Origin of the sequence: Pseudomonas sp. Z003-0.4C(8344-21) (assembly GCF_900104975.1) — a bacterium.
Lineage (GTDB): Bacteria > Pseudomonadota > Gammaproteobacteria > Pseudomonadales > Pseudomonadaceae > Aquipseudomonas > Aquipseudomonas granadensis.
Genome location: NZ_LT629756.1, coordinates 3163402 through 3190399 on the forward strand (window position 1 = coordinate 3163402; position 26998 = coordinate 3190399).

The 26998-nt window shown below is 60.2% G+C and carries 26 protein-coding genes; 8 read left to right on the forward strand and 18 right to left on the reverse strand.

What is annotated here, in order from left to right:
- Nucleotides 1–166: 166 nt before the first annotated feature.
- On the reverse strand, nucleotides 167–349 hold the full coding sequence (locus BLU24_RS14480) for a DUF6026 family protein (RefSeq protein ID WP_090283663.1): 183 nt from the start codon (nucleotides 347–349) through the stop codon (nucleotides 167–169).
- A gap of 273 nt (nucleotides 350–622) precedes the next feature.
- On the opposite strand from BLU24_RS14480, the gene gnd reads away from it, so the two are divergent.
- Genes gnd through BLU24_RS14495 form a run of 3 tightly spaced genes read left to right on the forward strand, consistent with a single transcriptional unit; the run spans nucleotide 623 to nucleotide 3941 of the window.
- Nucleotides 623–1603 (forward strand): phosphogluconate dehydrogenase (NAD(+)-dependent, decarboxylating), encoded by a 981-nt coding sequence (gene gnd, locus BLU24_RS14485; protein ID WP_093101378.1) that lies wholly within the window; start codon nucleotides 623–625, stop codon nucleotides 1601–1603.
- Complete coding sequence (gene zwf, locus BLU24_RS14490; RefSeq protein WP_093101380.1) at nucleotides 1600–3123, forward strand: glucose-6-phosphate dehydrogenase; 1524 nt, start codon at nucleotides 1600–1602, stop codon at nucleotides 3121–3123. Before gnd ends, zwf begins: the two co-directional genes overlap by 4 nt.
- Nucleotides 3120–3941, forward strand: coding sequence for an HAD family hydrolase (locus BLU24_RS14495; RefSeq protein ID WP_093101382.1), 822 nt, complete (start codon nucleotides 3120–3122; stop codon nucleotides 3939–3941). Before zwf ends, BLU24_RS14495 begins: the two co-directional genes overlap by 4 nt.
- A 162-nt stretch (nucleotides 3942–4103) precedes the next feature.
- Here the strand turns inward: BLU24_RS14495 and nhaB are convergent, their stop codons facing one another.
- The 3 genes from nhaB to BLU24_RS14510 all read right to left on the reverse strand — a co-directional run bounded on the left by nhaB (nucleotide 4104) and on the right by BLU24_RS14510 (nucleotide 7536).
- On the reverse strand, nucleotides 4104–5606 hold the full coding sequence (gene nhaB, locus BLU24_RS14500) for a sodium/proton antiporter NhaB (RefSeq protein ID WP_093101384.1): 1503 nt from the start codon (nucleotides 5604–5606) through the stop codon (nucleotides 4104–4106).
- A 72-nt stretch (nucleotides 5607–5678) separates the two neighbouring features.
- Nucleotides 5679–6992, reverse strand: a complete 1314-nt coding sequence (locus tag BLU24_RS14505) for a hypothetical protein (RefSeq protein WP_093101386.1) — start codon at nucleotides 6990–6992, stop codon at nucleotides 5679–5681.
- Nucleotides 6993–7269: 277 nt separating this feature from the next.
- Nucleotides 7270–7536, reverse strand: coding sequence for a hypothetical protein (locus BLU24_RS14510; protein ID WP_090283653.1), 267 nt, complete (start codon nucleotides 7534–7536; stop codon nucleotides 7270–7272).
- Nucleotides 7537–7891: 355 nt separating this feature from the next.
- Here BLU24_RS14510 and BLU24_RS14515 point away from each other — a divergent pair, with 355 nt between their 5' ends.
- A complete protein-coding gene (locus BLU24_RS14515) occupies nucleotides 7892–9217 on the forward strand; it encodes a sigma-54 dependent transcriptional regulator (RefSeq protein WP_093101389.1) in 1326 nt (441 codons plus the stop codon).
- Between the two features lie 65 nt (nucleotides 9218–9282).
- Here the strand turns inward: BLU24_RS14515 and BLU24_RS14520 are convergent, their stop codons facing one another.
- From BLU24_RS14520 to BLU24_RS14560, 9 genes are all read right to left on the reverse strand, one after another.
- Nucleotides 9283–10599 (reverse strand): transporter, encoded by a 1317-nt coding sequence (locus BLU24_RS14520; protein WP_093101391.1) that lies wholly within the window; start codon nucleotides 10597–10599, stop codon nucleotides 9283–9285.
- A 45-nt stretch (nucleotides 10600–10644) separates the two neighbouring features.
- A complete protein-coding gene (locus BLU24_RS14525; protein WP_093101393.1) occupies nucleotides 10645–11391 on the reverse strand; it encodes a hypothetical protein in 747 nt (248 codons plus the stop codon).
- A gap of 43 nt (nucleotides 11392–11434) precedes the next feature.
- Nucleotides 11435–12115, reverse strand: coding sequence for a C39 family peptidase (locus tag BLU24_RS14530; protein WP_039760558.1), 681 nt, complete (start codon nucleotides 12113–12115; stop codon nucleotides 11435–11437).
- 65 nt (nucleotides 12116–12180) lie between these two features.
- On the reverse strand, nucleotides 12181–13179 hold the full coding sequence (locus BLU24_RS14535) for a heme utilization protein (RefSeq protein WP_093101395.1): 999 nt from the start codon (nucleotides 13177–13179) through the stop codon (nucleotides 12181–12183).
- Between the two features lie 68 nt (nucleotides 13180–13247).
- Nucleotides 13248–13820, reverse strand: coding sequence for an adhesin (locus BLU24_RS14540; protein WP_093101397.1), 573 nt, complete (start codon nucleotides 13818–13820; stop codon nucleotides 13248–13250).
- A 1-nt stretch (nucleotide 13821) separates the two neighbouring features.
- A complete protein-coding gene (locus BLU24_RS14545) occupies nucleotides 13822–14271 on the reverse strand; it encodes a hypothetical protein (protein ID WP_093101399.1) in 450 nt (149 codons plus the stop codon).
- Nucleotides 14272–14592: 321 nt separating this feature from the next.
- Nucleotides 14593–15117: an AAA family ATPase gene (locus tag BLU24_RS14550; protein WP_093106686.1), complete on the reverse strand. Its 525-nt coding sequence runs from the start codon at nucleotides 15115–15117 to the stop codon at nucleotides 14593–14595.
- Nucleotides 15114–15677, reverse strand: a complete 564-nt coding sequence (pnuC, locus tag BLU24_RS14555) for a nicotinamide riboside transporter PnuC (protein WP_090283638.1) — start codon at nucleotides 15675–15677, stop codon at nucleotides 15114–15116. The genes BLU24_RS14550 and pnuC overlap by 4 nt, the downstream gene beginning before the upstream one ends.
- A 150-nt stretch (nucleotides 15678–15827) precedes the next feature.
- Entirely contained in the window at nucleotides 15828–17462 is a 1635-nt protein-coding gene (locus tag BLU24_RS14560) for a methyl-accepting chemotaxis protein (protein WP_093101401.1), read from the reverse strand.
- Between the two features lie 304 nt (nucleotides 17463–17766).
- On the opposite strand from BLU24_RS14560, the gene BLU24_RS14565 reads away from it, so the two are divergent.
- Nucleotides 17767–18597, forward strand: coding sequence for an undecaprenyl-diphosphate phosphatase (locus BLU24_RS14565; RefSeq protein ID WP_090283634.1), 831 nt, complete (start codon nucleotides 17767–17769; stop codon nucleotides 18595–18597).
- Nucleotides 18594–19022 (forward strand): DUF1294 domain-containing protein, encoded by a 429-nt coding sequence (locus BLU24_RS14570; protein WP_093101403.1) that lies wholly within the window; start codon nucleotides 18594–18596, stop codon nucleotides 19020–19022. The genes BLU24_RS14565 and BLU24_RS14570 overlap by 4 nt, the downstream gene beginning before the upstream one ends.
- 116 nt (nucleotides 19023–19138) lie before the next feature.
- Here the strand turns inward: BLU24_RS14570 and BLU24_RS14575 are convergent, their stop codons facing one another.
- Both BLU24_RS14575 and BLU24_RS14580 read right to left on the reverse strand, forming a co-directional pair.
- Complete coding sequence (locus BLU24_RS14575; RefSeq protein WP_093101405.1) at nucleotides 19139–19498, reverse strand: MmcQ/YjbR family DNA-binding protein; 360 nt, start codon at nucleotides 19496–19498, stop codon at nucleotides 19139–19141.
- Nucleotides 19495–20403 carry a LysR substrate-binding domain-containing protein gene (locus BLU24_RS14580; protein WP_093101407.1) on the reverse strand — a complete coding sequence of 303 codons (909 nt, stop codon included), beginning with the start codon at nucleotides 20401–20403 and terminating at the stop codon, nucleotides 19495–19497. Before BLU24_RS14580 ends, BLU24_RS14575 begins: the two co-directional genes overlap by 4 nt.
- A gap of 127 nt (nucleotides 20404–20530) precedes the next feature.
- Here BLU24_RS14580 and BLU24_RS14585 point away from each other — a divergent pair, with 127 nt between their 5' ends.
- Entirely contained in the window at nucleotides 20531–21142 is a 612-nt protein-coding gene (locus BLU24_RS14585) for an FMN-dependent NADH-azoreductase (protein ID WP_093101409.1), read from the forward strand.
- Nucleotides 21143–21343: 201 nt separating this feature from the next.
- Nucleotides 21344–22381, forward strand: coding sequence for an alpha/beta hydrolase family protein (locus BLU24_RS14590; RefSeq protein ID WP_093101411.1), 1038 nt, complete (start codon nucleotides 21344–21346; stop codon nucleotides 22379–22381).
- Between the two features lie 135 nt (nucleotides 22382–22516).
- Here BLU24_RS14590 and BLU24_RS14595 read toward each other — a convergent pair whose 3' ends face one another.
- From BLU24_RS14595 to galE, 3 genes are all read right to left on the reverse strand, one after another.
- Nucleotides 22517–23704 carry an MFS transporter gene (locus tag BLU24_RS14595; protein ID WP_093101413.1) on the reverse strand — a complete coding sequence of 396 codons (1188 nt, stop codon included), beginning with the start codon at nucleotides 23702–23704 and terminating at the stop codon, nucleotides 22517–22519.
- A gap of 282 nt (nucleotides 23705–23986) precedes the next feature.
- Nucleotides 23987–25573: an ABC-F family ATPase gene (locus BLU24_RS14600; protein WP_090283621.1), complete on the reverse strand. Its 1587-nt coding sequence runs from the start codon at nucleotides 25571–25573 to the stop codon at nucleotides 23987–23989.
- A gap of 282 nt (nucleotides 25574–25855) precedes the next feature.
- A complete protein-coding gene (gene galE / locus BLU24_RS14605; RefSeq protein WP_093106689.1) occupies nucleotides 25856–26881 on the reverse strand; it encodes a UDP-glucose 4-epimerase GalE in 1026 nt (341 codons plus the stop codon).
- Nucleotides 26882–26998 lie beyond the last annotated feature (117 nt).

Below are 26998 nucleotides of genomic sequence, written 5' to 3' on the forward strand. Positions count from 1 at the left end.
TCCGTGAAACCGACGAACGGAGGCCGTACGCGCAGGTACGGCCAGAATGCGGCGCAGTATCACCAGACTGATGTGAAAAGTTTGTTATTTGACGCGCGTTTAGCCCGCTAAGGGGCTGGGGCATCATGTCGGGAACCGCGGCTGCCGTTCCCGAATCAGGCGGGGATCAGGCGTGGGGGTGACGCTGAACGACCGGGAAGGGTTGCGGCTGCGAGCCCTGGGTCAACAGGCGCAACTGCGCCAGCTCTTGCTTCAACTGGTCGCGTTCGTCCTTCAACTGACGCAACTCATCACGACGGATCGTGACGTACAGGGTTTGTGGCGGCATTGCTGTGTGTACTGTGCCCATTGCTCACCTCGCAAATGGCGTGCATCAACTGTAAGCCACCCCTGATCTGAGGTGGTGACTTACTATCGGCGCCAATTTTGATTTCTTTTGCCCATTTATGGAACTTTTTTATTTTTCATGGTCGGTGTGTCTTCGGCGCGATTTGCGGCGTTATCAGTCTGGATCGGGCACAATGCCCGGAAACTTCATCGCAACGCTCTGGACTAACCTCCATCAGTCGCGTTGGGCTATAACCAATGACACATATTTATTTGTAGTAAGGAGCATCAGCACATGCAACTCGGGATTATTGGACTGGGCCGCATGGGCGGCAATATTGCGCGACGTCTGATGCTCAACGGTCACACCACCGTTGTTTACGACCGCAATACCGCTTTCATCGATAACCTGGTCGCCGAGGGCTCCACTGGCGTCGCCGATCTGCCGGCACTGGTTGCCGGGCTGGCCAAGCCGCGTGCGGTCTGGGTCATGCTGCCGGCCGGTGCACCGACCGAAGACACCATCAACACCCTGAGCGATCTGCTCGAAGCTGGCGATACCATCATCGACGGCGGCAACACCAACTATAAGGATGACATTCGCCGGGCCAAGACCCTGGCCGAGAAGGGCTTGCACTATATCGACGTCGGCACCTCCGGCGGCGTCTGGGGCCTGGAGCGTGGCTATTGCATGATGATCGGCGGCGACGCCGAAACCGTGCAACGCCTCGACCCGTTGTTTGCTGCTCTGGCGCCGGGCATGGGTGACATCCCGCGCACCAGGGACCGCAAGTCTGACGATCCGCGCGCCGAGCACGGTTACATCCATGCCGGCCCTGCCGGTGCCGGGCACTTCGTGAAGATGATTCACAACGGTATCGAGTACGGCATGATGGCGGCCTTCGCTGAAGGCTTCGACATTCTCAAGACCAAATCCAGTGAACGCCTGCCGGAAGATCAGCGTTTCGATCTGAACGTGGCCGACATTGCCGAAGTCTGGCGTCGCGGCAGCGTGGTGTCGTCGTGGTTGCTCGACCTGACTGCCGATGCGCTGGCCAGCGACCCGAAACTCGACGGTTTTTCCGGTTCCGTGGCGGACAGCGGCGAAGGCCAATGGACCATCGAGGCAGCCATGGAGCAAGCGGTGCCGGTACCGGTGCTGTCGAACTCGCTGTTCTCGCGTTACCGTTCGCGCGGTCAGGGCACGTTCGGCGACAAGATTCTCTCCGCGCAGCGCTTCGGCTTCGGCGGCCACGTGGAGACACCGAAGAAATGACCCGAACGATCCGCAGAAAGTCCAAGGCAGAACCCGCACCACCGACCACGCTGTTTCTGTTCGGTGCCCACGGCGACCTGGTCAAGCGCTTGCTGATGCCGGCGCTGTACAACCTCAGTCGCGACGGCTTGCTTGACGACAATCTGCGGATCGTCGGCGTTGACCACAACGCAATTACCGATGAAGCCTTCGCGCAAAAGCTCGAGGACTTCATTCGCAGTGAAGCGGCGGCCAAGGTCGGCAAGGGCGGTCAGATGCTTGATCCGGCCTTGTGGGCCAAGCTCGCCAAAGGTATCAGCTACGTCCAGGGCGATTTTCTGGACGACAGCACCTATTCAGCACTGGCGGCGAAAATCGCCGACAGCGGCACCGGCAATGCGGTGTTCTATCTGGCCACCGCGCCGCGTTTCTTCAGCGAAGTCGTCCGCCGCCTCGGCGCTGCCAAATTGCTCGAAGAAACCCCCGAGGCATTCAGAAGGGTGGTGATCGAGAAGCCGTTCGGCTCCGATCTGCAAACCGCCGAAGCGCTGAACGCCTGTCTGCTCAAGGTGATGTCCGAGAAGCAGATCTATCGGATCGACCATTATCTGGGCAAGGAGACCGTGCAGAACATTCTCGTCAGCCGGTTCTCCAACAGCCTGTTCGAAGCATTCTGGAACAATCACTACATCGACCACGTGCAGATTACCGCCGCCGAAACCGTCGGTGTCGAGACCCGTGGCAGTTTTTACGAACACACCGGCGCACTGCGCGACATGGTGCCCAATCACTTGTTCCAGTTGCTGGCAATGGTTGCCATGGAGCCGCCGGCCGCGTTCGGCGCCGATGCGGTGCGCGGCGAGAAGGCCAAGGTCGTGGGGGCGATTCGTCCCTGGTCGGTCGAGGAGGCACGGGCCAATTCGGTACGCGGCCAGTACAGCGCCGGCGCGATCGACGGCAAACCGTTGAGCGCCTACCGCGAGGAGCCCAACGTTTCGCCGGACAGCACCACGGAAACCTACGTGGCGCTGAAGGTGATGATCGACAACTGGCGCTGGGTCGGCGTGCCGTTTTACCTGCGCACCGGCAAGCGCATGAGCGTGCGCGACACCGAGATTGTCATCTGTTTCAAACCGGCGCCGTATGCGCAGTTCCGCGACACCGAAGTCGATGAGTTGCAACCGACCTACCTGCGTATCCAGATCCAGCCGAACGAAGGCATGTGGTTCGACCTGCTGGCCAAGCGGCCGGGGCCGGCGCTGAACATGGCCAACATCGAGCTGGGTTTTGCCTACAAGGATTTTTTCGAGATGCAGGCCTCGACCGGTTACGAAACCCTGATCTACGACTGCCTGACCGGCGATCAAACGCTGTTTCAGCGCGCCGACAACATCGAGAACGGCTGGCGCGCCGTGCAACCGTTCCTCGATGCCTGGCAGCAGGATGCCAGCGTGCAGCATTACGCCGCCGGTGAAGACGGCCCGCAGGCCGCCGAAGAACTACTGACTCGCGATGGTCGCGTCTGGCATGGCCTCGGATGAGTGACGTGCCGAAACAACCCATCCGTTTTTTGCTCAGCGACATGGACGGCACGCTGTTGTTGCCCGATCACACGCTGAGCCAGCGCACCATTGATGCGGTGCGGTCGCTGCGTGAGGCGGGCGTGCTGTTCAGCCTCGCCACTGGCCGCCCGCCCAGAGCCATGTTGCAGCAGATCGAAGCCTTGGGCGTGGATTTGCCGACAGCGGCGTTCAACGGCGGGACTATCGTCAAGCCGGACGGCACGCTGTTGGCTGCGCACTATTTGCCGGCGACCACAGCGCTTATCGCACTGGCACTGTTTGCCGATCAGCCGGACGTCGAAGTCTGGGTGTTCAGCGGCGGCGACTGGCTGCTCAAGGATCCGCACGGGCCGATGGTCCCGCGCGAGCAGCACGGCCTCGGCTATCCGCCGGTAGTGGTGGAGAGTTTCGAACCGTACTTGCAGCGTATCGACAAGATCGTCGCCACCAGCAACAACACGCAATTGCTGATTGAGCTTGAGGCGCAGCTGCTGCCGAAGGTCAACGGTATGGCGCAAGTCTCGCGCTCGCAACCGGTGTATCTGGATGTCACGGCGCTGGAAGCCAACAAAGGCACGGCGCTGACGACGATTGCCGAATACCTGGGCGTGCCGCTGGAGCAAACGGCGGCAATCGGTGACGGTGGCAATGATCCAGCAATGTTCAAGTGTGCAGGCTTGTCGATTGCCATGGGCCAGGCGGAGGAAGCGGTGAAGCGTCAGGCCGACGTGGTTACGGCGGCCAACACCGAAGACGGTGTGGCTCAGGCGATCGAGAAGTACATTCTCCCTCGCTGAGCCAACCCACAAACCAATGTAGGAGTGAGCCTGCTCGCGATAGCGCAGTATCTGCCCCATTTGCGAGTCTGACACACCGCTATCGCGAGCAGGCTCACTCCTACAGGGACCAGCGTCTGAAATCAGATTTGGGAGCCAGCAGTCTGGCTCCCGCGCTAGCGGTCAGAGCCAGTAGCTCACCGCATACCAGCCCAGGCCTCCCATCACCACGGTGTACGGCACCGCCATCCACACCATCCGCCCGTACGACAGGCGCACCAGCGGTGCAATCGCCGAGGTCAGCAGGAACAGAAACGCCGCCTGGCCGTTCGGCGTTGCCACGCTCGGCAGGTTGGTCCCGGTATTGATGGCAATGGCCAGCGTTTCGAAATGCTCGCGGCTCATGTGCCCGGCGAGGAATGCCTGCTTCACTTCGGTGATGTAAATCGTTGCGACGAACACGTTGTCGCTGATCGCCGACAGCAAGCCGTTGGCAATGAACAGCATGCCCGGCTGCTGCTCGACCGGCAGCGCCAGCACCCATTGAATCAACGGCGCAAACAGCTGCTGGTCATGAATCACCGCCACCACCGCGAAAAATACCACCAGCAACGCGGTGAACGGCATGGCTTCCTTGAACGCGCTGCCCAGACGATGCTCGTCGGTGATGCCGGTAAACGCGGTGATCAGCACGATCACCATCAAACCGATCAGGCCGACTTCAGCGACGTGCATGGCCAGGCAGGCGATCAGAATCAATGCCGCAGCACCTTGCACCAGCAGCGCCGCACGTTGGCGGGGCGTACGTTCGGCATTGTCCTCAGCGGCGTAGTTAGCCAGAACGCCACGCACGTTGTCCGGCAGCAACGTGCCGTAGCCGAACCAGCGCAGCTTCTCCAGCAACACGCATGTCACCAGACCGGCCGCCAGCACTGGCAGCGAAACCGGGGAAACCTTGGTAAAGAACTCGCCGAAGTGCCAGCCCATTTCATGGCCGATCAACAGGTTCTGCGGCTCGCCCACCAGCGTGCAGACACCGCCCAGCGCCGTACCCACCGCACCGTGCATCAACAGGCTGCGCAGAAACGCGCGGAACTGCTCAAGATCGTCGTGGTGCAATTTCGGCAGGTTCTCATCGTCAGCGATTTCACTGTCCTTGCGCGGATCGTTGCCTGACGCGACGCGGTGATAGACAGAGTAGAAGCCTACACCGGCGCTGATGATCACCGCCGTTACGGTCAGCGCATCAAGAAACGCCGAGAGAAATGCCGAGAGAAAGCAGAACATCAGCGCCAGCACCGCTTTTGAACGCACGCCCAGCAGCAGCCGCGAAAACAGGAACAGCAGCAGGTCTTTCATGAAGTAGATGCCTGCGACCATGAACATCAGCAGCAGGATTACCGGAAAGTTGTGCACCAATTCATCGTAGAGCGCCTGCGGCGTGGTCATCTTCAGCAGCAGCGCTTCAACCAGCAGCAAGCCGCCGGGCATCAACGGGTAACACTTGAGGGCCATGGCGAGGGTGAAGATGAACTCGATCACCAACAACCAGCCGGCCGCCACTGGGCCGATGCTGAACAGCACCACGGCATTGAGGATCAGGAAGCCAACGATGGTCGCCTTGTACCAGCGTGGCGAATGCCCGAGAAAGTTTTGCGCGAACGCCTGGGTCATCGAACCGGACATCGGTTGCTCCTTTTTTATAGAAGCGCGCAAGTTGCCGGATACGTTCGGGAAGATCAAGTACAGCCAGTATTTTCAGTGGTCGAGATACCGCACAACCACCGCCCGATAATTTCCATCCAGCGAAAACCCACCCACCAGAATCCCGCCATCCGCCTGCACGGCCAGTGAACTGGCCGAGTCCAGGCTGCGTCCAAGGCGCGTACGGAGCCAGCCATGGCCGTCGCCGAACGCCGGGTCGAGGCGACCGTCGCTCAGGTAACGGGCAACGATGAAATCAGCCTCGACGCCGCCAATGGTCGCGCCTGCCGCGATCATCCGCCCGTCGGGCAAACGTTGAGCGGTGCTCCACTGGCAGCCGCTGTGGCCGATCTGCAGAAGTTGCGGCTGGCCACCCTGGCGGTGAATATCCGGTCGGCCGTTTGAGTGGAGGCTGAAGGTCAGACAGCGGATCGGATCGCGGCCGCTGCCAAAACACTGCAAGGCCTCGGGCGCTTCGAGTACGCGACTGACCTGAACGCTTTTGTTCTCAGCCTTGAACGCCATGAAACCGTCCACGGCAAAACACTCATCGAGACGGCCGTCTGGCAGGTAACGCGCCAGCAAGCCTTCCTGGGGAAGATCGATGGAGCCGGCCACCACGATTCGTCCGTCCTTTTGCAGTAACAGACTGCTCAGCCAGGTGTTAAGCAATAAATGACGGATCATGACAAAGCCGCGGCCATTGAAGGTGTCGTCAAGGCTGCCGTTGGGCATGAGGCGAATCAGCATGCCGGCATGGTCGGCCAGTTCGAAATGATGGTTGGCGATCAACAGAATTCGCCCGTCGTCCTGCACCGCGACGTCGCAGGCTTCCGCCCCCGGCACGCCCGGTGGCAACCAGGCATCGCGGCTGCCCATGGACAGATTGCCCGGCAGGCGTATCACCTGACGGCCGTTGTCGCCAAAGGACAAGTCTGGTTTGCCGTCCGCGTCGAACAAGGCCAGCGCGGGCAGGGTGCGATGGGCGTTTTCGTAATGCAGGCCGGCCAGCAGAATACGCCCGTCCGGCAGCATCCTGACTTTGCCGCCCGTGGCTTCGAACCCGTGGGCGAAGGTGTCGATCACGCTGCCATGCTCGCCAAAGGTCAGGTCTGCGGAGCCGTCGGCGAGCATGCGCGCCAGGCCAAATCGGCTGCCGCGCGCATCGCAGACTTTCGCTGCGACCAGGATTCGGCCCTGTGTATCGAGGGCAATGTCTTCGCTCAGGCTGGACACGCTGCCCGCGAAGTACGCCTGGGCGACGCCCTGAGTACCAAAGCTTTTATCGAGTGGCCCGGATCGAGGCGTAAACGACGGTGAGACGGTCGCTGGTAACGCCGGCAAGGCAAAAGTGTTGAGGGTGGACATGCACGCATCTCCTTGCGAGTTGACCATGACCGCGAACCGGATGGGTAACTGCACGAGCGGAACATTCAATCCCTGAACCGGGAGAAGTACAACTGTAATAACTAACGGATGGACGGTCGCACTGTGCCAGAACAGTGTCTTCTTGAACCAAAAGAAAGCCGACCAAGCAATTAAGCCTGGTCGGCTTGAGAAGAGTTATACAAGCGGGTGGAAGTTTACAAGGTTGCAACTAAGCGCAGAGGTGAATGACTTCGAAGTCACCTGCACGAACTGCTTCTCAGTGTGGCATTGACCACGATTGCAGGCTGTAACCTTCTTCGCTGAGTTCAGCGCGAGCCTGCTTCAGCAGTTGCTCGAGTTGCGCCGGGTCGGAGTAGGCGCTGCTTGGAATCTGTTTGCGGCCGATGTGCGAGTTGGTCCGGTCGACGACGGTCAGGCTCAGTTCACCATTGCCGTCTTGCGGCGCCCAGGCCACGCAGTGGAAAGGTTTGAAAGCGTGGTTGGCAATCAGAAGAGCTTCGTTGATACGGAGCGGGGCGGTCATGGGGTCTTCTCTCTGTCGTGCCCAATCAAATGATGTGCCGTCGGTTGGGCTTACCGTTCGGCTGGTTACTTGTACTGATGCACGCAACCCTGCAACGGGTCACACATGAAACAAAGAAATTTCAAAGTTTCTTTCAGATCCTGTTTTGAAGCCGTCTTTTGAAAGCTTGGTGAAAGTTTTTAAAAACCAACTAAGTCGATAGCTGACTAACAACTCACGTTCTTATAACCGGTTTGACTGGACGCCTATAAGCAATCGATACAAGGGGCTGTCAAAATCTTGCTAGTGTTACAGTCGGGTCTGCCAAATGACTGTTTTTTCAATCATTTCCTTTATTTGGCGCCAAGGAACAGTCATGAGCGAAGCGCCTGCGTTACGACGTTTACTGGTGGTCGATCCGTGCGACGACTGCCACCGCTTATTGCCCGGATTACGCGCGGTTGGCTGGGACGTTGATAGTTGTTCACTGGAGAACGCCGCCGAGCGCAGTTGTGACATCGGCTTGCTGCGACTACAGCCGTTTCACCTCGAACGACCCGAAGCCGTCAAGGAATTGATCAGCCGCAGCGGCACCGAATGGATCGCCGTGCTCAATCAGGAAGTCCTGCGCCTGCAGAACGTCGGGGACTTCGTCTGTGAATGGTTTTTCGATTTCCACACGTTGCCGTTCGACGTCTCGCGGGTGCAGGTCACCCTCGGGCGTGCGTTCGGCATGGCGCGATTGCGCGGGCAGGGCACGATTCATGTCGACCAGCCCGAGCACGAGCTGCTGGGCGACAGCAAGCCGATTCGCGAACTGCGCAAGTTGCTCAGCAAACTGGCGCCCACCGAATCGCCTGTTCTGATTCGCGGTGAAAGCGGAACCGGCAAAGAACTGGTTGCACGCACGCTGCACCGTCAGTCCCAGCGCCACAGCAAGCCCTTCGTGGCGATCAATTGCGGCGCGATCCCTGAGCATCTGATTCAATCGGAATTGTTTGGCCACGAGAAAGGCGCGTTCACCGGCGCGCATCAACGCAAGGTCGGGCGGATCGAAGCGGCGAATGGCGGCACGCTGTTTCTCGATGAGATCGGCGATCTGCCGCTGGAGCTGCAAGCCAATCTGTTGCGCTTTCTCCAGGAAAAACACATCGAACGCGTCGGCGGCAGCCAGCCGATCCCGGTGGATGTACGAGTGCTGGCGGCAACTCACGTCGACCTCGAAGCCGCGATCGAGAAAAAACTTTTTCGCGAAGATCTGTATTACCGCCTCAACGTCCTGCAAGTGATGACCGCGCCGTTGCGCGAACGGCACGGCGATCTGTCGATGCTGGCCAATCACTTTTCCCACTTCTACAGTCATGAAACCGGGCGCCGTCCACGCAGTTTCAGCGAAGACGCGCTGATCGCCATGGGCAAGCACGACTGGCCGGGCAATGTGCGTGAGCTGGCCAACCGCGTGCGCCGTGGACTGGTGTTGGCCGAAGGCCGGCAGATCGAGGCGCGTGATTTGGGGCTGATCAGTCAGCACTCGATCGCCACGCCCATGGGCACCCTCGAAGACTACAAGACCCGCGCCGAACGCCAGGCGCTGTGCGACGTCCTGAACCGGCACAGTGATAACCTCAGCGTTGCAGCCAAAGTGCTCGGCGTGTCGCGGCCGACGTTTTATCGGTTGTTGCACAAGCATCAGATCCGCTAGGGCGGGTAAACAACAAAGGCCCGTTGCGAGGTGATCGCAACGGGCCTTTGTTGTTTGCCGCAGACTCAGAAGTAGTACGGGAATTTCAGACTGAAGGAAAAGTCCGGGGCGTCGTCGGTCATGCCCAGCGACAGGTTGGGCACGATGGTCAGGTTGTCGGTCGCCGCGATGGTCATGCCGATATTGAAATAACCGGCGTTGGCGTCGCTGGAAATGACCGATTCCCAGTCGCCGCCGTCCTGTTTCAGCTTGCTCTTGCGCTGCACCAGGTCGGACACCGAGAACGACATACTCATCTTCTCGTTCAAGGCAAAAGCGATACCGGCGCCGATCTGGAAGCTGTCGCCGATGCGCACCTTGCCCGGGGTTTTCTGATTGACGGTGGAGCTGATGTCGTCGAACGACTCCTCCAGGTTGTGGGTGTACGACAGGCTGCCGAACAGCACCGCAGGGTCGAAGGTCTTGACCAGCGAAATGCCCGGAGTGATCGACCAGACGCCGTTGCCGGTGGGCAGCGTGTCAGGCACGAACAGGTTCGAGTTGGCGTCGGTCTGGCGCAGTTTGATGCCGAACGGGTCCTTGCCGGTCGGTGCCTTGACGCGCAGTGTCACGACGGCGTCCGGCGTATTGACCGACTCGTCGAGGAATTTGTAGGCGATGCCGAAGTTGACGTCACCAATGGTTGGGTCCTTGGTCACGGTTTCTTCGGTGGTCACCCCGGCCGCGCCCTGATTGCCGCCGCCGGACTGGTAAGTCGATTCGCGGTAAACCACCGGCACGTTCAGGTCGAACTGCCAGCGGTTGTCGAAGTTGTAGCGGCCGGTGAGGTCGAGGGTCCAGGTATCGGCCTTGATCCGGTCAAGGTTGATGTTGCCGAGAAAGATCGAATCCAGCGCGAGGAAGCCGTTGAGGATCAACTGGCGGGTGTCATAGCGCGAATAGGTGACGCCGGTTTCGAAACTGAATTTGCCGCCACCGAAAAAGCCGCTGGCTTCGTCGTACAGGTTGGAAACGCTTTGCGCCGGTTGCGAATCATCGGCCAGCGACTGCCCGTAGGATGCGCCACTGCCCCCGGCGGCGCCTCCGGATGCAGCGGCGGCACCCGTGCCGGTAGCGGCTCCGGTGGCGACGCGATTGCCTTTCATGTCCGATGGCGATTTGGCCAAGCGTTTTGGCGGTGGGGCGGCGGGCTGTTCTTCGACCTGGCGAACCCGTTGTTCAAGGATTGCCAAGGCTTGTTGTTGTACTTCGTATCGTTGTTTCAGTTCCAGAAGTTCCCGTTTCAGGGCTTCTACATCGGCGTCGGGTGCTGCTTGCAACATCGCCGCCGGTAGAAGGGTACTCAAACACACTGCGGCACGCAGTGATACTGATCGATACATGAATAAGCCGTCCCTTTAAGCCCAATGATCGAGACTCAGCGTAGTTCAATATCCGATACTGCGTAGGGCCCCGAGTTGAGTCAGGTTGCAGTCCAGTGCACCGGCGCTTCTGCCGTTATTGTTCAGTACGACATTGAGTTGCGTGAGGTTGTTGACCACGTTGGCACTGCCCAGCAGTCGGGTGTTTTGCAGCAGTCCACCCTGGGCGACTTGTTGCAGTGCGGTGCCCTGATTGCCGCTCGCCTGAATGGCCATTTGCACGCCGCCGCCATTGGCTGTTACCGCGACGCTGCCAGCGCCGTTGCTGCCGGTGATGGTCTGCCCAGCGACGAGCGCCTGGCCTTGCGACGGCATCAGCGCCGGCGCCTGACTGGCTTCGCTGACGTTGATCGCGACGTTGTTGTTGGCGGTGTTGCCATCGCCCGCCGCGCGCACGCTCTGCGTCACGCCTTGCGCGCTGTTAAGGCCGGCGCCACCGATCACGGTGCCCGTTCCCAACGTTGGCGTGCTGCCATTGCCCGACTCCTTGATAGTCGAGACATAGAACTCCGGTTTGACGGTGGCGGCCTGGACCTGCATCGAGGTCGCTGCGCCGATCAGGTCGCCGCTGGCGTTGCGCCAGGTGCTGCTCATGACAATGCCGAAGCTGATGATCCGCCCCGGCATGACGTACCGACCGCGAAGCTCGGCGAGCTCCTGGTCCTTGATTTCGATGGGTTTGAATCCGGCATGGGCAAAGCCTGACGCACCCGCTGCCAGGCAGGCGGCGGCCAGCCAGTATGAGGTTTTCATCTGCTGCTCCCGGGACATCCAGTCCCATTCTCTAACTCGGCGATTAAAAGAAGTCGCTCTGAATGAACCCGAAATCCATCAATTCCGCATCTTTGACCGGGTTGAAGCCGTCCAGCGAATTCTTCGCCGTCAGCGGCACGGGAGGGCTGCGCAAGGCGTTGGCCTTGTCGTAACCGGGGCCGACGATGGCAAAGACAATGCCGTTCCAACCTTTGACAAAGTCATCATGCTTGTAGCGTTTGTGGCCGAGAACCGGGTCACCGATGTAGACCCAATCCTTGTCCGAACGCTGCAGCACGACGAAATGCTTGTAGCCGCGAATATCCATCAGAACCACTACCGGAATGGTCACCGCTTCGAGTTTTTCGGGCGGGATCCGGTAACCACGGGCGCGCATGCCGATGCTTTCCACGTAGCGCTTCATGTCGAGCATGGAGAACCCTTGCGTACGCACAAGGTCCTGGTCAGCGTTGACCAGCATGCCTTTGATGATGTGCTCTTCATCGACGTCGAGCCAATAGGCCTGGCGCAATACCGTTGCCAGTGCAGCAGCGCCGCAACTGAAATCGGTTTTCTGTTCGACGATGTCGGCAAACTTGCGCTCACGAATGCTTTGTACGTCCTTGTAGACCAGTACGCCGCCAGGCAGGGCAGCGACGGGCATCTGCGCTGCCTGAGTCAGGCCACACAGACAAAGCAGAGCGAGGAGGGCAGGAGTCCGCATGATCGAATACGCCTTGTGGAGCCTGGGAAAAAGCCCCGTTGCCGGGGCTTTCGTTTCGATCGCGATTACATGCAGGCTTTGCAACCTGCGGCGATGGACAGCGAGTTGCTTTGTTGGTTGCCGACACCGGCCGAGACGTTGGCTCCACCGTTGCCGGAGAAGTTGTTCATCGAGTTGGTCATGTTGGCATTGTTGACCACCGGAGTTTTCCAGCCATCTTTAGTCAACACTTGTTGGGTGGTGACACCAGCGAGGCCAAAACTGCCCACGGCTTCGAACTTGGCTTTCTGATCATCGTTACCGCCGTGGCCGCCGCCACGGTTACCCCAACCGCCATGGTTGTCGTCTTCGATGGTCGCAGTGCCTTTGGCCTTGAACGTGCCAGCGGCTGCATAGGTACCGGTAAGGGTGTCGGTTTTGTACGCCTGCACGCCTTTGTTGTCCACGACCAGGCCAGTGGAGGACTGGTTGGCAGCAGCGGCAGCAGTGGCTACGCGACCACCCGATACAGCGATCGCCAGGTTGTTTTTCTGCTGGTTGAAGTTGCCGGCGCTCACGTTGATGCCGATGTTGCCGGAACCATTGTTGCCGGCGTTGTTGAGCGTGGCGTTGTTGAACGTGGAAGAGTTTTTCACGTAGTTGTTGTTGTTGACCTGAGTCGCGCTCGAGGCCGCAACAGCATTGCCGAAGATAAAGCTTTCGTCAGCGGTGGCCAGCGCAGCAGCGTTGTCCTGCTGGTTGCCGTCGCCAGCGGCCACGTTGGCGCCCATGTTGCCGTTGGAGCCGTTGAGCGAGTCGCTGGCGTTGGCATTGTTCAGCGTGCCCTGGTTTTTCACCACGTTGCCGTCGCTGTCTTGCGCGTCGAGTACAGCGGCGCCAGCGCCTGCGGTGATCTGCAGCAGTTGTTCAAGATTTGGACCTTGCTGGCCGTGACCGTTGCCGTGGCCATTGCCATGTCCGTTACCATGACCGTTGTTGTCATCACGGCCGCCTGCCTGTGCTGCGATTGCCATCACTGCTGCGAGTGCGAAAACCAGTGGTTTGAGAGCCATTGTAGGTTTCATGGTGTTTCTCCATCGTGCTTATTAGTTGGGTTAAGTGTCGTTACTTTTCCACTTGCACTTTGTATGGGTCAGTCTGCGACCCGGATGCTCAGGGTGTTGGCCATTCGGTTCCCCACCCCGGCACTCTGGTTCACCTGGATAACCCCGCGGCTGCCGGTGAAGGCCTGATCACTTGTGGTGACCTGGCGACTGCCGGGTGAGGTACCAGTTGCTCCTGAGCTGGGTAAAAACGCCACGTTCTGTTGCGAAAGGGCGCTGTCGTCAACGCTCTGCGGGGCAGCACTGATGCTGATTCGCGTGACGTTGGCCATCTGATTGTTGGCACCGGCGCCCTGGTTCACACCGAGGATGCCGTTGCCATTGCTGAAAGCGTGGCCGCCGATGTTGGCGCTCGCGTCGATGGCGCGGCTGGCAGGCGTGTCGATTTTCTGCATGACCTGGGTGGTCGCGTGGGATTCGGTGCCGATGGCGATCGCCTTGGTGTTGGCTTGCTGCATCTGGTCACCAGCGGCCTGGTTGACGTTGAAATTGCCGCGGTACTGCGCGCCGGAATCCTGAATGTTCGCGCGATTGACCGTATTTGAATCAGCCATGGCGCTGGTGCAGCCGAGCAGGGCGAGAAGCAGCAGGGTGCGATTCATCTCATTGGCCTCCGGCCATGCGGGTCAGAGGCGCCAGACCGGTGCTCATGGCACGGTTGACGGTATTGGAAATCGAGCCACCGGCACCGCCGCCACTGCCCACGCGCATGCCGGGCAGACCGTTCTGGTTGGTCAGTGTGTTCATGCCGGGCAGGTTGGAATTGGGCGTGTTGATGTTGCCGCGAATCGAGGAACCGCTAGCGACACTGGCGAAATCGCCATCGCTGAGTTCAGTGCTGTTGACGGTCTGATTGATGCGTGCCGAAGGGTTGGCGTTGACGGTGGTCGGGTAGGGGTCTTTGCCGCCATTGCGCCCGATCGGGATTGGCTGAACGTCGCGCTGCAGGACGATCACGCCATTGCCTTGGGCCTGCACGTTGAAACTGATCACTGCGCTGGCTGCCGATCCGATCAGCACAAGACAGGTCAATCCGGTTTTGAAAGTCCCCACGGCTGCAATTCCTTCTTTAACGGGCTGCCCTTGGTCAGCGTTGTGAAGGAGAGAGCGAAAGCTGTGCCGCTTTTGAGATCATCTTTGATTTCAGAGGGTTACAGAAATGTCTGGCTGCGTTGTGCGGCATCTGTTTCATCTTTGAAACAGGCGGGTTGCCGATGAACCGGCGACTTTCTGAGCAACGCTCTGGAACGGGGCTTGGTACGGTGGTGTTTCAGCGCTGAAACAACTGGCATGACAAAGCTGTGAACCGTGTTGAGACTGGCCTTCTGCGTGAGGAAAGGTGTTTCAGCAATGGACACCTGGCCCGCGTTCGGGTCATTCAGCCAGCAAACGCGCAACGGCAGCGAAGGCCTGTGCCTGGCGCTCGGCCCAGTTGCCGGCAATGACTTGCAGCGGTTGGTGATGCTGCTCCAGCCACTGTCGAGTCGCCTGATAGAAGGCCTGTCGCTCGACGAGATCCGGTTGGCAGCGCTGACCATCGTCGGTCCAGTCGACCTGTTCCGGTGACAGCAACAGGTGCAGGTCGTAATGCCGCGTCAGCAGTTCCTGCTCCAGCCACGCCGGGCACGCGCCAAACAGCGTCTGGCTCCAGAGCATATTGCTCAGCAGGTGGGTGTCGAGAATCAGCAGCTCAGGCCGCTGCGCCCGCGCTTGATCCTCCCATTGCAACTGGCCGCGAGCGATTTCGGGGATGTCCGCCAGACAGGTGTCGCGGGGATTGAGTTCGATAAAGCGGCGCACGTATTCATCCACGCGCAAACCGCCAAAGCGCTGTTGCAGGCCCGCCGCCAGCCAGCTCTTGCCGCTGGATTCCGGGCCGGTCAACACCACCACTTTCATGTGCGCAGCGCCGGGTCGGCGCGCCATTCACGGAAGCCTTGCACGGCCAGCAAGGTAAACAGCCCGTACAACGCGGCGGTCAGGTAAAGGCCCTTGTAGATGAACAACCCGACGAAAATCACATCCAGCACAAACCACAGCGCCCAGCATTGCAGACGCTTTTGCGCCATCCACAACTGCGCGACCAGGCTGAAACCGGTGAGCGCCGCGTCGAGCCATGGTTGCGCAGCGTCGGTCCAGTGCGCCATCGCCGCGCCGAGCAGCAGACTGCCGAGCGCGCCGACGCCAAGGCCAAGGGCGACGGCGCGCGCATCCAGCCGCGTCACCGCACGCCCGTCGTGCATCGTCCCGGCGCGGGTCCATTGCCACCAGCCGTAGAGTTGCAGCGCGGCGTAGATCACCTGCAGCAACATGTCCGAATACAGCTTCACCTCAAAGAAGATCCAGCTGTATAGCAACACCATGACCAGCCCGATCGGCCAGCACCACGGATTCTGTTTGACCGTCAGCCAGACGGCGATCACACCGAGGGCGGCGGCAAACAGTTCGAGCCCGGACATTGAAGATCCTTGGGGGGAATGAAGAAAGGGGCGGATTTTACACAAAAACATGTAGGAGTGAGCCTGCTCGCGATAGCGGTGTGTCAGCGAAACTCACATTGTCTGACACACCGCTATCGCGAGCAGGCTCACTCCTACAAAGGAAGGTGACTAGACGCGAAACTGCCGCAGCAACCCGTTGAGCTGTTCGCTCAGTTGCCCAAGCCGCAAACTCGCCGCACTCGACTGCTCCGCCGCCAACGCCGTGCTGTGCGAAAGCCCCGCCGCCTGCGTCACGTTCTGATTGATGTCTTCAACCACATGCGCCTGCTGCAACGTCGCGCTGGCAATCGAGGCATTCAGGCCGTTGAGATTGCGCAGAGCCTGGCCGATCGCGTTGAGGCTGGCGCCGGCAAGCCCCGCCTGTTCGATGGTCAGTTGCGAGGCCTTGCTGCTGTCGCCGATCACCTTCACGGCGGCCTCGGAATGGTTCTGCAAGCGCTCGATCATCGACTGGATTTCTGCGGTGGACTTCTGCGTACGCTGCGCCAGCAAGCGCACTTCGTCAGCGACCACGGCAAACCCGCGACCTTGCTCGCCGGCGCGCGCGGCTTCGATGGCGGCGTTGAGCGCGAGCAGGTTAGTCTGCTCGGCAATCGAGCGGATCACTTCCAGCACGCTGCCAATCTGCGTGCTTTCGGCGGCCAGCGTGCGAATCACTTCCACCGCTTGATCGATGGTGCCGGACAGCCTGTCGATCTGTTGCAGGCTGCCGTCGATGTTGATCTGGCCCTGTTGCGCCTGCGCCTCGGCATCACGCATTTCGGCGGCGGCGTGCTCGGCGTTTTTCGCCACATCCTGCACGCCATAGGTCACTTCGTTGATTGCCGTGGCGACCAGTTCCATCTGCTGCGACTGCTGCTGGCTGCGTTGTTGCGCCTGCGAAGCGTCGTTGCCCAGCTCGCTGGAGGATTGGCCGAGGGCGCTGGCCGAGACCTGCAAGTCGCCGATCACCCGACGCAATTTGGCGGTAAACGCGTTGAAGTGGTGGGCCAGTTCGGTGACTTCGTCCTTGCCGTGGGTATCGAGGCTGCGGGTCAGGTCGCTTTCGCCGCTGGCGATATTGGCCATGGCGTTGACGGTTTCCTGCAGCGGCCGGACGATGCTGCGCGCGATCAGGATCACCAGCAGCGCCATGATCAGCGCGATGGCCAGGCCGATCACCGAGGCTTTCAGCATCTGCCCCTGGAATTCGGCCTGCACGTCATCGACATACACGCCGGAGCCGATCACCCAGCCCCACGGCTCGAACAGTTTGACGTAGGAGGTTTTCGCCACCGGGTCGGTGGCGCCGGGTTTCGGCCAGCGATAGTTGACCATGCCGGCGCCTTTGGCCTTGGCGATGGCGACCATCTCATTGAACACCGCAAAACCGTCAGGGTCGCGGATTGCCGAAAGGTTCTGGCCTTCAAGCTTGGGATTGGTCGGGTGCATGACCATCACGGGCGTGAGGTCGTTGATCCAGAAGTAATCGCTCTGGTCGTAGCGCAAGCCGCGAATCGCCGTCAGCGCCTGTTGCTGCGCGGCTTCCCTGGTCAAGGTGCCGGCGGTCTGCAGGCCATGGTAATAAGTCAGCAGGCCGCTGGCGGTCTGCACCACATGCTGGGTTTTCTGGGCCTTGGCGTGATAGAGGTCGTCATGGATCTGCTTGAGCATCAGCACGCCCAAGGTCAGCAACATCACCACCGCCACAATCAAGATGAGCCACAAGCGTCGGCTGATCGACACACTGCGCAAGCTGTTCATAACGCTGTCACTCCGGATTCTTGTTCTTGTAATGATCGACCGCCAGCATCCAACCACGATAACGCGGGTGGGCATACGCGACCCAAGTCGTATAACGCGGCAGCGCTATTAGGGCTTGTCTGTTAGGATTTCGGCCCCGCGCGTGAAAACCTGAATCCATTTTGAAATTTCACGGAATTTTTACCGTTTCGTGTGGATTCTGTGCGCGCGGAATCGGTACAGCCATAAACAGCTACGCTGATCGCAGTGAACGTAAAAAAATACTATCGGAGCATGCCGCTGCGCATCGCTCTTTGGGGGATTGATGGATCTTTGGACGGCCTTGCAGGCACTGATACTAGGAGTTGTAGAAGGGCTGACGGAGTTTTTGCCCATTTCCAGTACGGGACACCAGATCATCGTTGCCGACTTGCTCGATTTCGGCGGTGAGCGGGCCATGGCGTTCAACATTATTATTCAGCTCGGCGCGATTCTCGCGGTGGTCTGGGAGTTTCGCCGCAAGATTCTCGATGTGGTCATCGGTCTGCCGACCCAGCCAAGCGCACGGCGCTTCACCGCCAACCTGCTGATCGCCTTCCTGCCGGCGGTGGTGCTGGGCGTGATTTTTGCCGACCTGATCCACGAATATCTGTTCAACCCGATCACGGTCGCGGCCGCGCTGGTGGTGGGCGGGGTGATCATGTTGTGGGCGGAGAAGCGTCAGCACGAGGTGCACGCCGAAACGGTCGACGAGATCACCTGGAAGGACGCTCTGAAAGTCGGTTTCGCCCAGTGCCTGGCGATGATCCCCGGCACCTCGCGCTCCGGCTCGACGATCATTGGTGGCCTGTTGTTCGGCTTGTCGCGTAAAACCGCCACCGAGTTCTCGTTCTTCCTGGCGATGCCAACCATGGTCGGCGCGGCGGTGTACTCCGGTTACAAATATCGCGAGCTGTTTGTGCCGGCAGATTTTCCGGTGTTTGCCATCGGTTTTGTCACCGCGTTCATCTTCGCCATGATCGCCGTGCGCGGCCTGCTCAAGTTCATTGCCAGCCACAGTTACGCGGCCTTCGCCTGGTACCGGATCGTGTTCGGTCTGGTGATTCTGGCGACCTGGCAGTTCGGCTGGGTCGACTGGGCGGCGGCCAAGCCATGAATGACTCCCGCGCGCGCCGCGCCGAAGCTCGGCCTTCGGGCGGCGCGATTCAACATCTGAAATTCAAACTGCTGGTGCTGTTGTTGGTTTGCGCGCTGCCGCTGTTCGGTTCCGTGTCGATGTGGCTGCGCGGGATTTCTCTGGTGCCGCTGGCGGCGTACGGGATTGTCAGTGTGCTGGCGTTCTTCATGTACTGGGCCGACAAGCGCAAGGCCCGCGCCGATGCCTGGCGCACCCCGGAAAACATCCTCCACGCCGTGGAACTGGCCGGTGGCTGGCCGGGTGCATTGATCGCCCAGCAAGTGTTCCGGCACAAGACGCGCAAGGTGTCGTTTCAGGTTCTGTTCTGGGTGATTGTCGTACTGCATCAGGTATTCTGGATCGACCAGCTGTTCCTCGGCTCGAACCTGCTGACACTGTCTTAAGACCACCTCCGCCCCCTGTAGGCCTTCGCCTGCCCGCGATAGCGGTGTGTCAGCCGCTACATCTTAAACAGGTAAACCGCAATCGCGAGCAGGCGAAGGCCTACAGGGGACCGCGTTTATAGCAACAGACCGATTTGGGTCTTTTTCGGCAATTTGCCCACCACCAGCTGATGCGAGCGCTGCAACAGCCCCTGCAACTCCTCGGCGCCCAGCGGGTAGGGTGGGTGCATGATGATCCACTGCGCCCGCGCCAGATACGGCGCTGGATGAATGCCCGGGCGGTCGCAATGGCCGAGGAACAGATCCTTGTCGACCTTGAAGGCTAATGAGTCGCCGCGCAGTCCCTGCAAGGCAAACATCTTGTTGCCGGCAATCGAAAACACCCGAACGCCGCCCCACTTGTAATCTTCCCGAGCGCCCGGCAATGCCAGGCAGAACTCCGCCACTTGGGCTTCGTTCATTTTTCCCTTGCTCATAACGGTCGCTCCCCACAGGCATTGAACGATTCGACCAGATGATCGATCCACGCGCGCACCGCCGGCATCACCCCGCGCCGATGCGGATACACCGCTTGCAGCCAGCCGCCGGGCAATGACCACTCCGGCAGCATCTGCACCAGCGTGCCGTTGCGCAGTTCTTCTTCGCAATACATCATCGGCAGCAGGGTGAAACCCTGGCCGGCCAGCACGCAGGCTTTGCGCACAATAAAGTCATCGATGCCCAGGCGTGCTTCCATGTTCAGCTCGAAACTTTTGCCCTGGGCGTCGAGCAAGCGCACATGGACCAGTCGATCGGCCTCAAGCGCGCCGAGCACCGGCAGGTTCTTCAGGTCCTGCGGATGATTGACCGAGTGGCTCGCGACAAACGTCGGGCTGGCGACAACGACCATCTGCGCCTGACGCAGACGCCGGGTGACCAGCAACGGATCTTCATCTCCGTGTTCGCGCACACGCAGCGCCACATCGAAACCTTCGCCGACCAGGTCAACGCGGCGATTGAGCAGCACCACCTCCAGTTGCACCTGCGGAAATTTGCCGAGAAATTCGCTGATCACCCACGGCAGCATCTCCCGCGCCAGTCCGGTCGGGCAGGAGACCCGCAAGCGCCCGCGCGGCTCGCTGGACATGCTCGCCACGGCCTCATCCGCCATTTCCGCTTCCAGCAACATCGCCTGACAATGGCGCAAGTAGCGCTCGCCCACCGCCGTCAGGTTGAGCTGGCGGGTGGTGCGTTGCAGCAGACGCGCGCCAAGGCGTTCTTCCAGTTCAGCAATGCGCCGCGACAGCCGTGACTTGGGAATGCCCAGCAAACGCCCGGCTGCGGCGAACCCGCCGGCCTCGACAACTTTGGCGAAATAGTAGAGATCGTTGAGGTTTTGCATTCGAGTCATCCGACTGTTCTATCAATAGGACAAACTATCGCATTGCAGGCGGCTAATCATCCATTGGTTTCTTGCGTAGGATTGTCTCCATTGCGTCGCAACCGGCGATCACTTAAGGAGCATCCACATGAAACTGCTGCATATCGATTCGAGCATTCTGGGCGACAACTCGGCATCCCGTCAGCTGAGCAGCCAGGTCGTCAAAGCCTGGCAGGCCGCTGAGCCGAGCGCCGTGGTGACTTACCGTGATCTGGCGGCTGACGCGATCAGCCACTTTTCATCGACTACTCTGGTCGCCGCTGGCACCACCGCTGAACTGCGTGACGCCGCGCAACAGCACGAAGCCGAATTGAGCGCCAGCACCCTGGCCGAGTTCATCGCTGCCGACGCCGTAGTGATCGCCGCGCCGATGTACAACTTCACCGTGCCGACCCAACTCAAGGCGTGGATCGACCGCGTTGCCGTCGCCGGCCAGACCTTCCGTTACACCGAAGCCGGCCCTGAAGGCCTGTGCGGTGGCAAGAAAGTGGTGATCGTTTCCACCTCCGGCGGCATCCATGCCGGTCAGGCCAGCGGCATCGCTCACGAAGAATATCTGAAGCTGGTGTTGGGCTTCCTCGGCATCACCGACATCGAAATCGTTCGCGCTGAAGGTCTGGCTTACGGCGAAGAAGTGCGCAACAACGCCATGACCGCAGCCCAGGCGAAGATCAGCGAGCAACTGTTCGCCGCCGCATAAGGCTTGCGTAAAGAACAGCTGAGGTTCAGGCAGTACTCAAAAAACTCTGTATTCTGGTTCCGCAAGGGGCGAGTACGGAGTTTTTTGTTTCTGGCTGTTACATAATCTGGCCCGGGTTATGCAGTTGATCGCTCAGCGTTCGCGCGCCGATCCACGCGGGCAGCGAATCACAGGATTCAGTCAAGACAGGGTGGGGCATCCATGGTGCGTCTTTGTGCAGTGTTACTGATAGGCCTGCTGGTCAGCCTCGATTCAGTGCAGGCTGCGCCCGGACGACACCCCGTGTGGAGCGTCGGCTACCACGAAATGACCTTTCTCGATCCCCTCGATCTGCAACCGATGCGCGCGATTGCGTTCTACCCGTCCAGCGACCGCGAACACCAGAGCCTGCTCGAGGGCTATTCGGTCGAGGCGGGTGAAGACACCAAAGTCGCCATCGGCCGTTTTCCGATGCTCATGCTCTCGCACGGCAATACCGGCACACCGCTGGCCTTGCACGATCTCGCGACCTCGCTGGCGCGCAAGGGCTTTGTGGTGGTCGCGGTGATTCATCCCGGCGACAATTCCAAAGACCACAGCCGATTGGGTACCCTGAGTAATCTCTACGGGCGGCCGATCCAGATTTCTCAAGCGATCACCGCGACACTCGGCGACGGCATGCTCGCGCCTTTAGTGAATGCCGAGCAGGTCGGCGTGATCGGTTATTCGGCGGGTGGCGAGACCGCGTTGATTCTCTCCGGCGCGCAGCCGGATCTGGATCGCCTGCGTCGCTATTGCCAGGAACGCCCGGACGATCACGACGCCTGTAACACTCAGGGTGAATTGATCGTCGATCGCGATGATCTGCAACCGGTGCCCGATCCGCGCGTCCACGCCTTGCTGCTGATGGCGCCGCTGAGCCTGAAGTTCGGCCGGCACACCTTGGCCGATGTGCACGTGCCGGTGCTGCTCTACAGCGGCGACGGCGACAAACTGGTGGCTTTCGACAAGAACGCCGCCGCACTGGCGCGCAAACTGCCGACCGCGCCGGACTTCAAATTATTGGCCGGGGCAGGGCATTTCGTGTTCCTGGCGCCGTGCAATGAAGAGCAGATCCGCGCGATGCCAGCGCTTTGCACCGATGCCGATGGTGTCGACCGCGAAGACATCCACCGCAACCTGATCTCCGAGGCCGGCCGCTTCTTCACCCATGCGCTGGGCAAACCGACACGGGCGGGGATGCAGACGGCCGATCAATAAACCCGACCTGTCAAACACCACCAATCACCTGTAGGAGTGAGCCTGCTCGCGATAGCGGTGTATCAGGCAAGAAGATGTCGACTGACACTCCGCTATCGCGAGCAGGCTCACTCCTACAGGGGACCGCGTTGGGGTTCAGGTGGTTGTCCGGCGCTTGAGCAGCAACGTCAGCCCCAAGCCGATCACCGACAGCATCGCAGCACTGAAGAATATCCACCCATAGCCAAGATTCAACGCCACCGCGCCCATCAACGGCCCGGCAATCGCCAGCGCCAGATCGAAAAACACCGCATACGCCCCCAGCCCCGATCCACGGCTGGAACTCGGGACTTGCTTGATCGCCTCGACGCCCAGCGCCGGGTACACCAGCGACAGGCCAAACCCCGCCAGCCCGGCGCCGATCAAGGCGAACGCGGTGGACGGCGCCAGCCACAACAACACCAGGCCCAGGGTTTCAACGCTCATGCAGGCGATGGCCGAGGTGAAGCCGCCGAAGCGCGCGATCGCCGAAATGAACAGCAGCCGCGACAGGATGAAACACACGCCGAACACCGTCAGGCAGTACGCCGCACCGGTCCAGCCACGATCCAGGTAATACAGCGTGATGAAGGTGGTCAGCGTGCCATAACCGATCGAGGCCAGGGTCAGGCTGGTGCCATAAGGTGCGATTCGCCCGAACACCGCCCAGAACGGCAGGCGCTCGCCGCGAATCACTGGCACCGAAGGTTTGTTGCGAATCAGCAGCAACGCGCCCGCTGCCAGCGCTGCGAGCGCAATGCCGAGGCTGGTGAAACCGTAATCGGCGACCATCACCACACCCAACGGCGCGCCAATGGCGATGGCGCCGTACGAGGCGATGCCGTTCCAGCCGATGGATTTCGCCGTGTGCTCAACGCCGACCGCGCCCATGCACCAACTGATCGTGCCCACACCGATCAAGCCTTGCGCCACGCCGAGCAGCAAGCGGCCGATGATCAGAATGATCAGGCTGGTCAGGGCAAAATCCTGCAGCAACGTCGAAAGCAGCGTCAGCACACCACTGAGGACTATCCCCCACAAACCGTAAATGATCGCCCGCTTGGTTCCGAGAGTATCCGACATGCGCCCAGCCATCGGCCGGCTGAGCAGGGTGGCCAGGTACTGCGAACCAATCACCAGCCCGGCAATCACGGCGCTGAAACCCAGTTGCTCGTGCACGTAAGCGGGCAACACCGCAATCGGCAGGCCGATGCAGAGGAAGGCAATGAAGGTATAGAAGACGATGGAGACGATCTTCAGCGTGATCGCCAGGGAGCTTTGCGGGGGTTGAGGCTGTGCAGACATGAGAACTCGATCGCGGGCGGCGGTGGGAGCGTTGCCGTCATCATGGCGCGGGCATGGATGAAAAGAAAGCAGGCTAACGACTTCGCCGATGAGTGCGGTGATGCTGAGGCCGCCATCGCGAGCAGGCTCACTCCCACAGAAGAACGCGTTCCCAATGTGGCAGCGAGCCTGCTCGCGAAGGTCCCCGCATCAACTGATCACTCGGCTCAAAATGCAAAAAGCCCCGTCACCAAGGACAGGGCTTTTAACTTGCAGCTTGCAGCTAATAACTCACAGCTGCGTTTAAAAAACGACGCCCTGACTACGCAGGTAGTCATCATAGGTGCCGCTGAAATCCGTCACGCCATCCGGGCTCAGCTCGATGATGCGTGTGGCCAGCGACGAGACGAACTCGCGGTCGTGGCTGACGAAGATCAGCGTGCCCGGGTAGTTTTCCAGCGCCAGGTTCAGCGCTTCGATCGATTCCATGTCGAGGTGGTTGGTCGGTTCGTCCATGATCAGCACGTTCGGCTTTTGCAGGATCAGCTTGCCGAACAGCATGCGGCCTTGCTCACCACCGGAAATGACCTTGACCGACTTGAGGATCTCGTCGTTGGAGAACAGCATCCGGCCCAAAGTGCCACGGATCATCTGCTCGCCTTGAGTCCACTGGCCCATCCAGTCGAACAGGGTCACGTCGTCTTCGAAATCGTGCGCGTGGTCCTGAGCGTAGTAGCCCAGTTCCGCGGCGTCGGTCCATTTGACGGTACCGGCATCCGGGGTCAGCTCGTTGACCAGGGTGCGCAGCAGGGTGGTTTTACCGATACCGTTCGGGCCGATGATCGCCACGCGCTCGCCGGCTTCAACCTGGAAGCTGAAATCCTTGAACAACGGCTTGCCGTCGAAACCCTTGGCCATCTTCTCGACCATCACCGCCTGACGGTGCAGCTTCTTGTTCTGTTCGAAACGAATGAACGGGCTGACGCGGCTCGAAGGCTTGACCTCGGCCAGCTGGATCTTGTCGATCGCCTTGGCGCGGGAGGTCGCCTGCTTGGCTTTCGAGGCGTTGGCCGAGAAGCGGCTGACGAACGATTGCAGCTCGGAAATCTGCGCTTTCTTCTTGGCGTTGTCCGACAGCAGTTGCTCGCGGGACTGGGTCGCCACGGTCATGTACTCGTCGTAGTTGCCCGGGAACAGACGCAGCTCGCCGTAATCCAGGTCAGCCATGTGCGTGCACACGCTGTTCAGGAAGTGACGGTCGTGGGAGATGATGATCATCAGGCTGTTACGCTGGGTCAGGATGTTTTCCAGCCAGCGAATGGTGTTGATGTCCAGGTGGTTGGTCGGTTCGTCGAGCAACAGCACTTCCGGATCGGAGAACAGCGCCTGCGCCAGCAATACGCGCAGTTTCCAGCCTGGCGAAACTTCGCTCATCGGGCCGAAATGCTGTTCCAGCGGAATGCCCAGACCCAGCAGCAGTTCACCGGCACGGGATTCGGCGGTGTAGCCGTCCATCTCGGCGAACTCGGTTTCCAGCTCGGCGACGGCCATGCCGTCTTCTTCGGTCATTTCCGCCATCGAATAGATGCGGTCGCGCTCGGCCTTGACCTTCCACAGCTCTTCGTGGCCCATGATCACGGTGTCGATCACGGTGAATTCTTCGTAAGCGAACTGATCCTGGCGCAGCTTGCCCAGACGCACGTTCGGTTCGAGCATGACCTGACCGCCGGACGGGTCGAGGTCGCCGCCGAGGATTTTCATGAAGGTCGACTTGCCGCAACCGTTGGCGCCAATCAGACCGTAGCGATTGCCCGCGCCGAACTTGACCGAAACGTTTTCGAAGAGCGGCTTGGCGCCGAACTGCATCGTGATGTTAGCTGTGGAGATCAATTACCTTACCTATCAATGGTTTGGAGCGGGTCATGTGTGCCTGATACCGACTTGATACCAACCTGGAGCTTTGCCGGCTCCGCCCGATCCGAGCTTGAGTTGCGCCAACGCGCATGCTTCGCCAGCAACCATTGGCCGGTGTGGCCAGGCTGCTGAGCGATGCATGCGGGGGTCATATGTTGGACATTGCGCGCATTGTCGCATAATCAACAAGGCAGTTGTATGGCGACGCGACCAGCCAACGCACATTGCTGTGATCTGCTTTGGCGGGTGCTGCAGGTTTCAATTGGCCTCTCTGATCCACTCGGTTTCAAGTTGACTGCATTGCCATCGCCACGCATCGGTCAGCATGTCTTGCAATGAACGACTGGCCCGCCAGCCCAGTTCGTCAGCGGCTTTTTGCGGATCGGCCCAGCAACAGGTGACATCGCCCGGCCGCCGGGCCTTGAACTGCAGCGCAATCGGTACGCCGCTGACCTGTTCGAAAGACTTGACCAGCTCCAGCACCGAGTAACCTCGTCCGGTGCCCAGGTTCCAGATGTTCACACCGCTGCGCTCGCGTAATGCGTCGAGCGCGCAAAGGTGTCCCTGCGCCAGGTCGACGATATGAATGTAATCGCGCACTCCGGTGCCGTCCGCTGTCGGGTAATCGTTGCCGAACACCGAGAGGTATTCACGTTGCCCGCTGGCAACTTGAAGCAGAAAGGGCAGGAGGTTGTTCGGCATGTTCAGCGGCGCTTCGCCTAACAGACCGGAAGGGTGGGCACCGATCGGGTTGAAGTAGCGCAGCAGGCCTATCGACCATCGCGGGTCGGAGCTGGCAACACTCTGCATGATGTTTTCGGCCATCAGCTTCGACATACCATAAGGATTGGTCGGTTGCCCGGTGGCGCAGGATTCGTTGATCGGCATCGTGCAGCAGTCGCCATACACCGTGGCCGATGAGCTGAACACCAAGGTGAAAACCCCGGCCTGCGCCATCGCCTGACACAGGGTCAGGCTGCCGCCGACATTGTTGTCGTAGTAACGCAACGGCTCGTGAACGCTTTCGCCGACAGCCTTCAGCCCGGCACAATGCACCACGGCATCGATCGGATAATCGCGCAGCAGCGTGTCGAGCAAACGCCGATTGCGCACATCGCCCTGAATGAACCCCGGTCGCTGCCCGGCCAGCGTGCTGATGCGCTCGATCGCCGAGCGCTGGCTGTTGCACAGATTGTCCAGAATCAGCACGTCCTCGTTCCTGGCCAGCAACTCCAGCGCGACATGCGCACCGATGTAGCCCGCACCACCCGTTATCAGAATCATGCGCCCGCCCTCGATCATCTTGGTTTTTCGATGGCATCCGCGACTCTCGCAGTGATGCCTGTTGAAAGGTAGGGAGCTTTTTTTGGGCGGAGTTCAAGCCGGTTTGCCAGCCGGTAT

Coding starts and splice junctions, on each gene's coding strand:
- BLU24_RS14480 (WP_090283663.1), bottom strand. CDS start 349: ATGGGCACAGTACACACAGCAATGCCGCCACAAACCCTGTACGTCACG.
- gnd (WP_093101378.1), top strand. CDS start 623: ATGCAACTCGGGATTATTGGACTGGGCCGCATGGGCGGCAATATTGCG.
- zwf (WP_093101380.1), top strand. CDS start 1,600: ATGACCCGAACGATCCGCAGAAAGTCCAAGGCAGAACCCGCACCACCG.
- BLU24_RS14495 (WP_093101382.1), top strand. CDS start 3,120: ATGAGTGACGTGCCGAAACAACCCATCCGTTTTTTGCTCAGCGACATG.
- nhaB (WP_093101384.1), bottom strand. CDS start 5,606: ATGTCCGGTTCGATGACCCAGGCGTTCGCGCAAAACTTTCTCGGGCAT.
- BLU24_RS14505 (WP_093101386.1), bottom strand. CDS start 6,992: ATGTCCACCCTCAACACTTTTGCCTTGCCGGCGTTACCAGCGACCGTC.
- BLU24_RS14510 (WP_090283653.1), bottom strand. CDS start 7,536: ATGACCGCCCCGCTCCGTATCAACGAAGCTCTTCTGATTGCCAACCAC.
- BLU24_RS14515 (WP_093101389.1), top strand. CDS start 7,892: ATGAGCGAAGCGCCTGCGTTACGACGTTTACTGGTGGTCGATCCGTGC.
- BLU24_RS14520 (WP_093101391.1), bottom strand. CDS start 10,599: ATGTATCGATCAGTATCACTGCGTGCCGCAGTGTGTTTGAGTACCCTT.
- BLU24_RS14525 (WP_093101393.1), bottom strand. CDS start 11,391: ATGAAAACCTCATACTGGCTGGCCGCCGCCTGCCTGGCAGCGGGTGCG.
- BLU24_RS14530 (WP_039760558.1), bottom strand. CDS start 12,115: ATGCGGACTCCTGCCCTCCTCGCTCTGCTTTGTCTGTGTGGCCTGACT.
- BLU24_RS14535 (WP_093101395.1), bottom strand. CDS start 13,179: ATGAAACCTACAATGGCTCTCAAACCACTGGTTTTCGCACTCGCAGCA.
- BLU24_RS14540 (WP_093101397.1), bottom strand. CDS start 13,820: ATGAATCGCACCCTGCTGCTTCTCGCCCTGCTCGGCTGCACCAGCGCC.
- BLU24_RS14550 (WP_093106686.1), bottom strand. CDS start 15,117: ATGAAAGTGGTGGTGTTGACCGGCCCGGAATCCAGCGGCAAGAGCTGG.
- pnuC (WP_090283638.1), bottom strand. CDS start 15,677: ATGTCCGGGCTCGAACTGTTTGCCGCCGCCCTCGGTGTGATCGCCGTC.
- BLU24_RS14560 (WP_093101401.1), bottom strand. CDS start 17,462: ATGAACAGCTTGCGCAGTGTGTCGATCAGCCGACGCTTGTGGCTCATC.
- BLU24_RS14565 (WP_090283634.1), top strand. CDS start 17,767: ATGGATCTTTGGACGGCCTTGCAGGCACTGATACTAGGAGTTGTAGAA.
- BLU24_RS14570 (WP_093101403.1), top strand. CDS start 18,594: ATGAATGACTCCCGCGCGCGCCGCGCCGAAGCTCGGCCTTCGGGCGGC.
- BLU24_RS14575 (WP_093101405.1), bottom strand. CDS start 19,498: ATGAGCAAGGGAAAAATGAACGAAGCCCAAGTGGCGGAGTTCTGCCTG.
- BLU24_RS14580 (WP_093101407.1), bottom strand. CDS start 20,403: ATGCAAAACCTCAACGATCTCTACTATTTCGCCAAAGTTGTCGAGGCC.
- BLU24_RS14585 (WP_093101409.1), top strand. CDS start 20,531: ATGAAACTGCTGCATATCGATTCGAGCATTCTGGGCGACAACTCGGCA.
- BLU24_RS14590 (WP_093101411.1), top strand. CDS start 21,344: ATGGTGCGTCTTTGTGCAGTGTTACTGATAGGCCTGCTGGTCAGCCTC.
- BLU24_RS14595 (WP_093101413.1), bottom strand. CDS start 23,704: ATGTCTGCACAGCCTCAACCCCCGCAAAGCTCCCTGGCGATCACGCTG.
- galE (WP_093106689.1), bottom strand. CDS start 26,881: ATGATTCTGATAACGGGTGGTGCGGGCTACATCGGTGCGCATGTCGCG.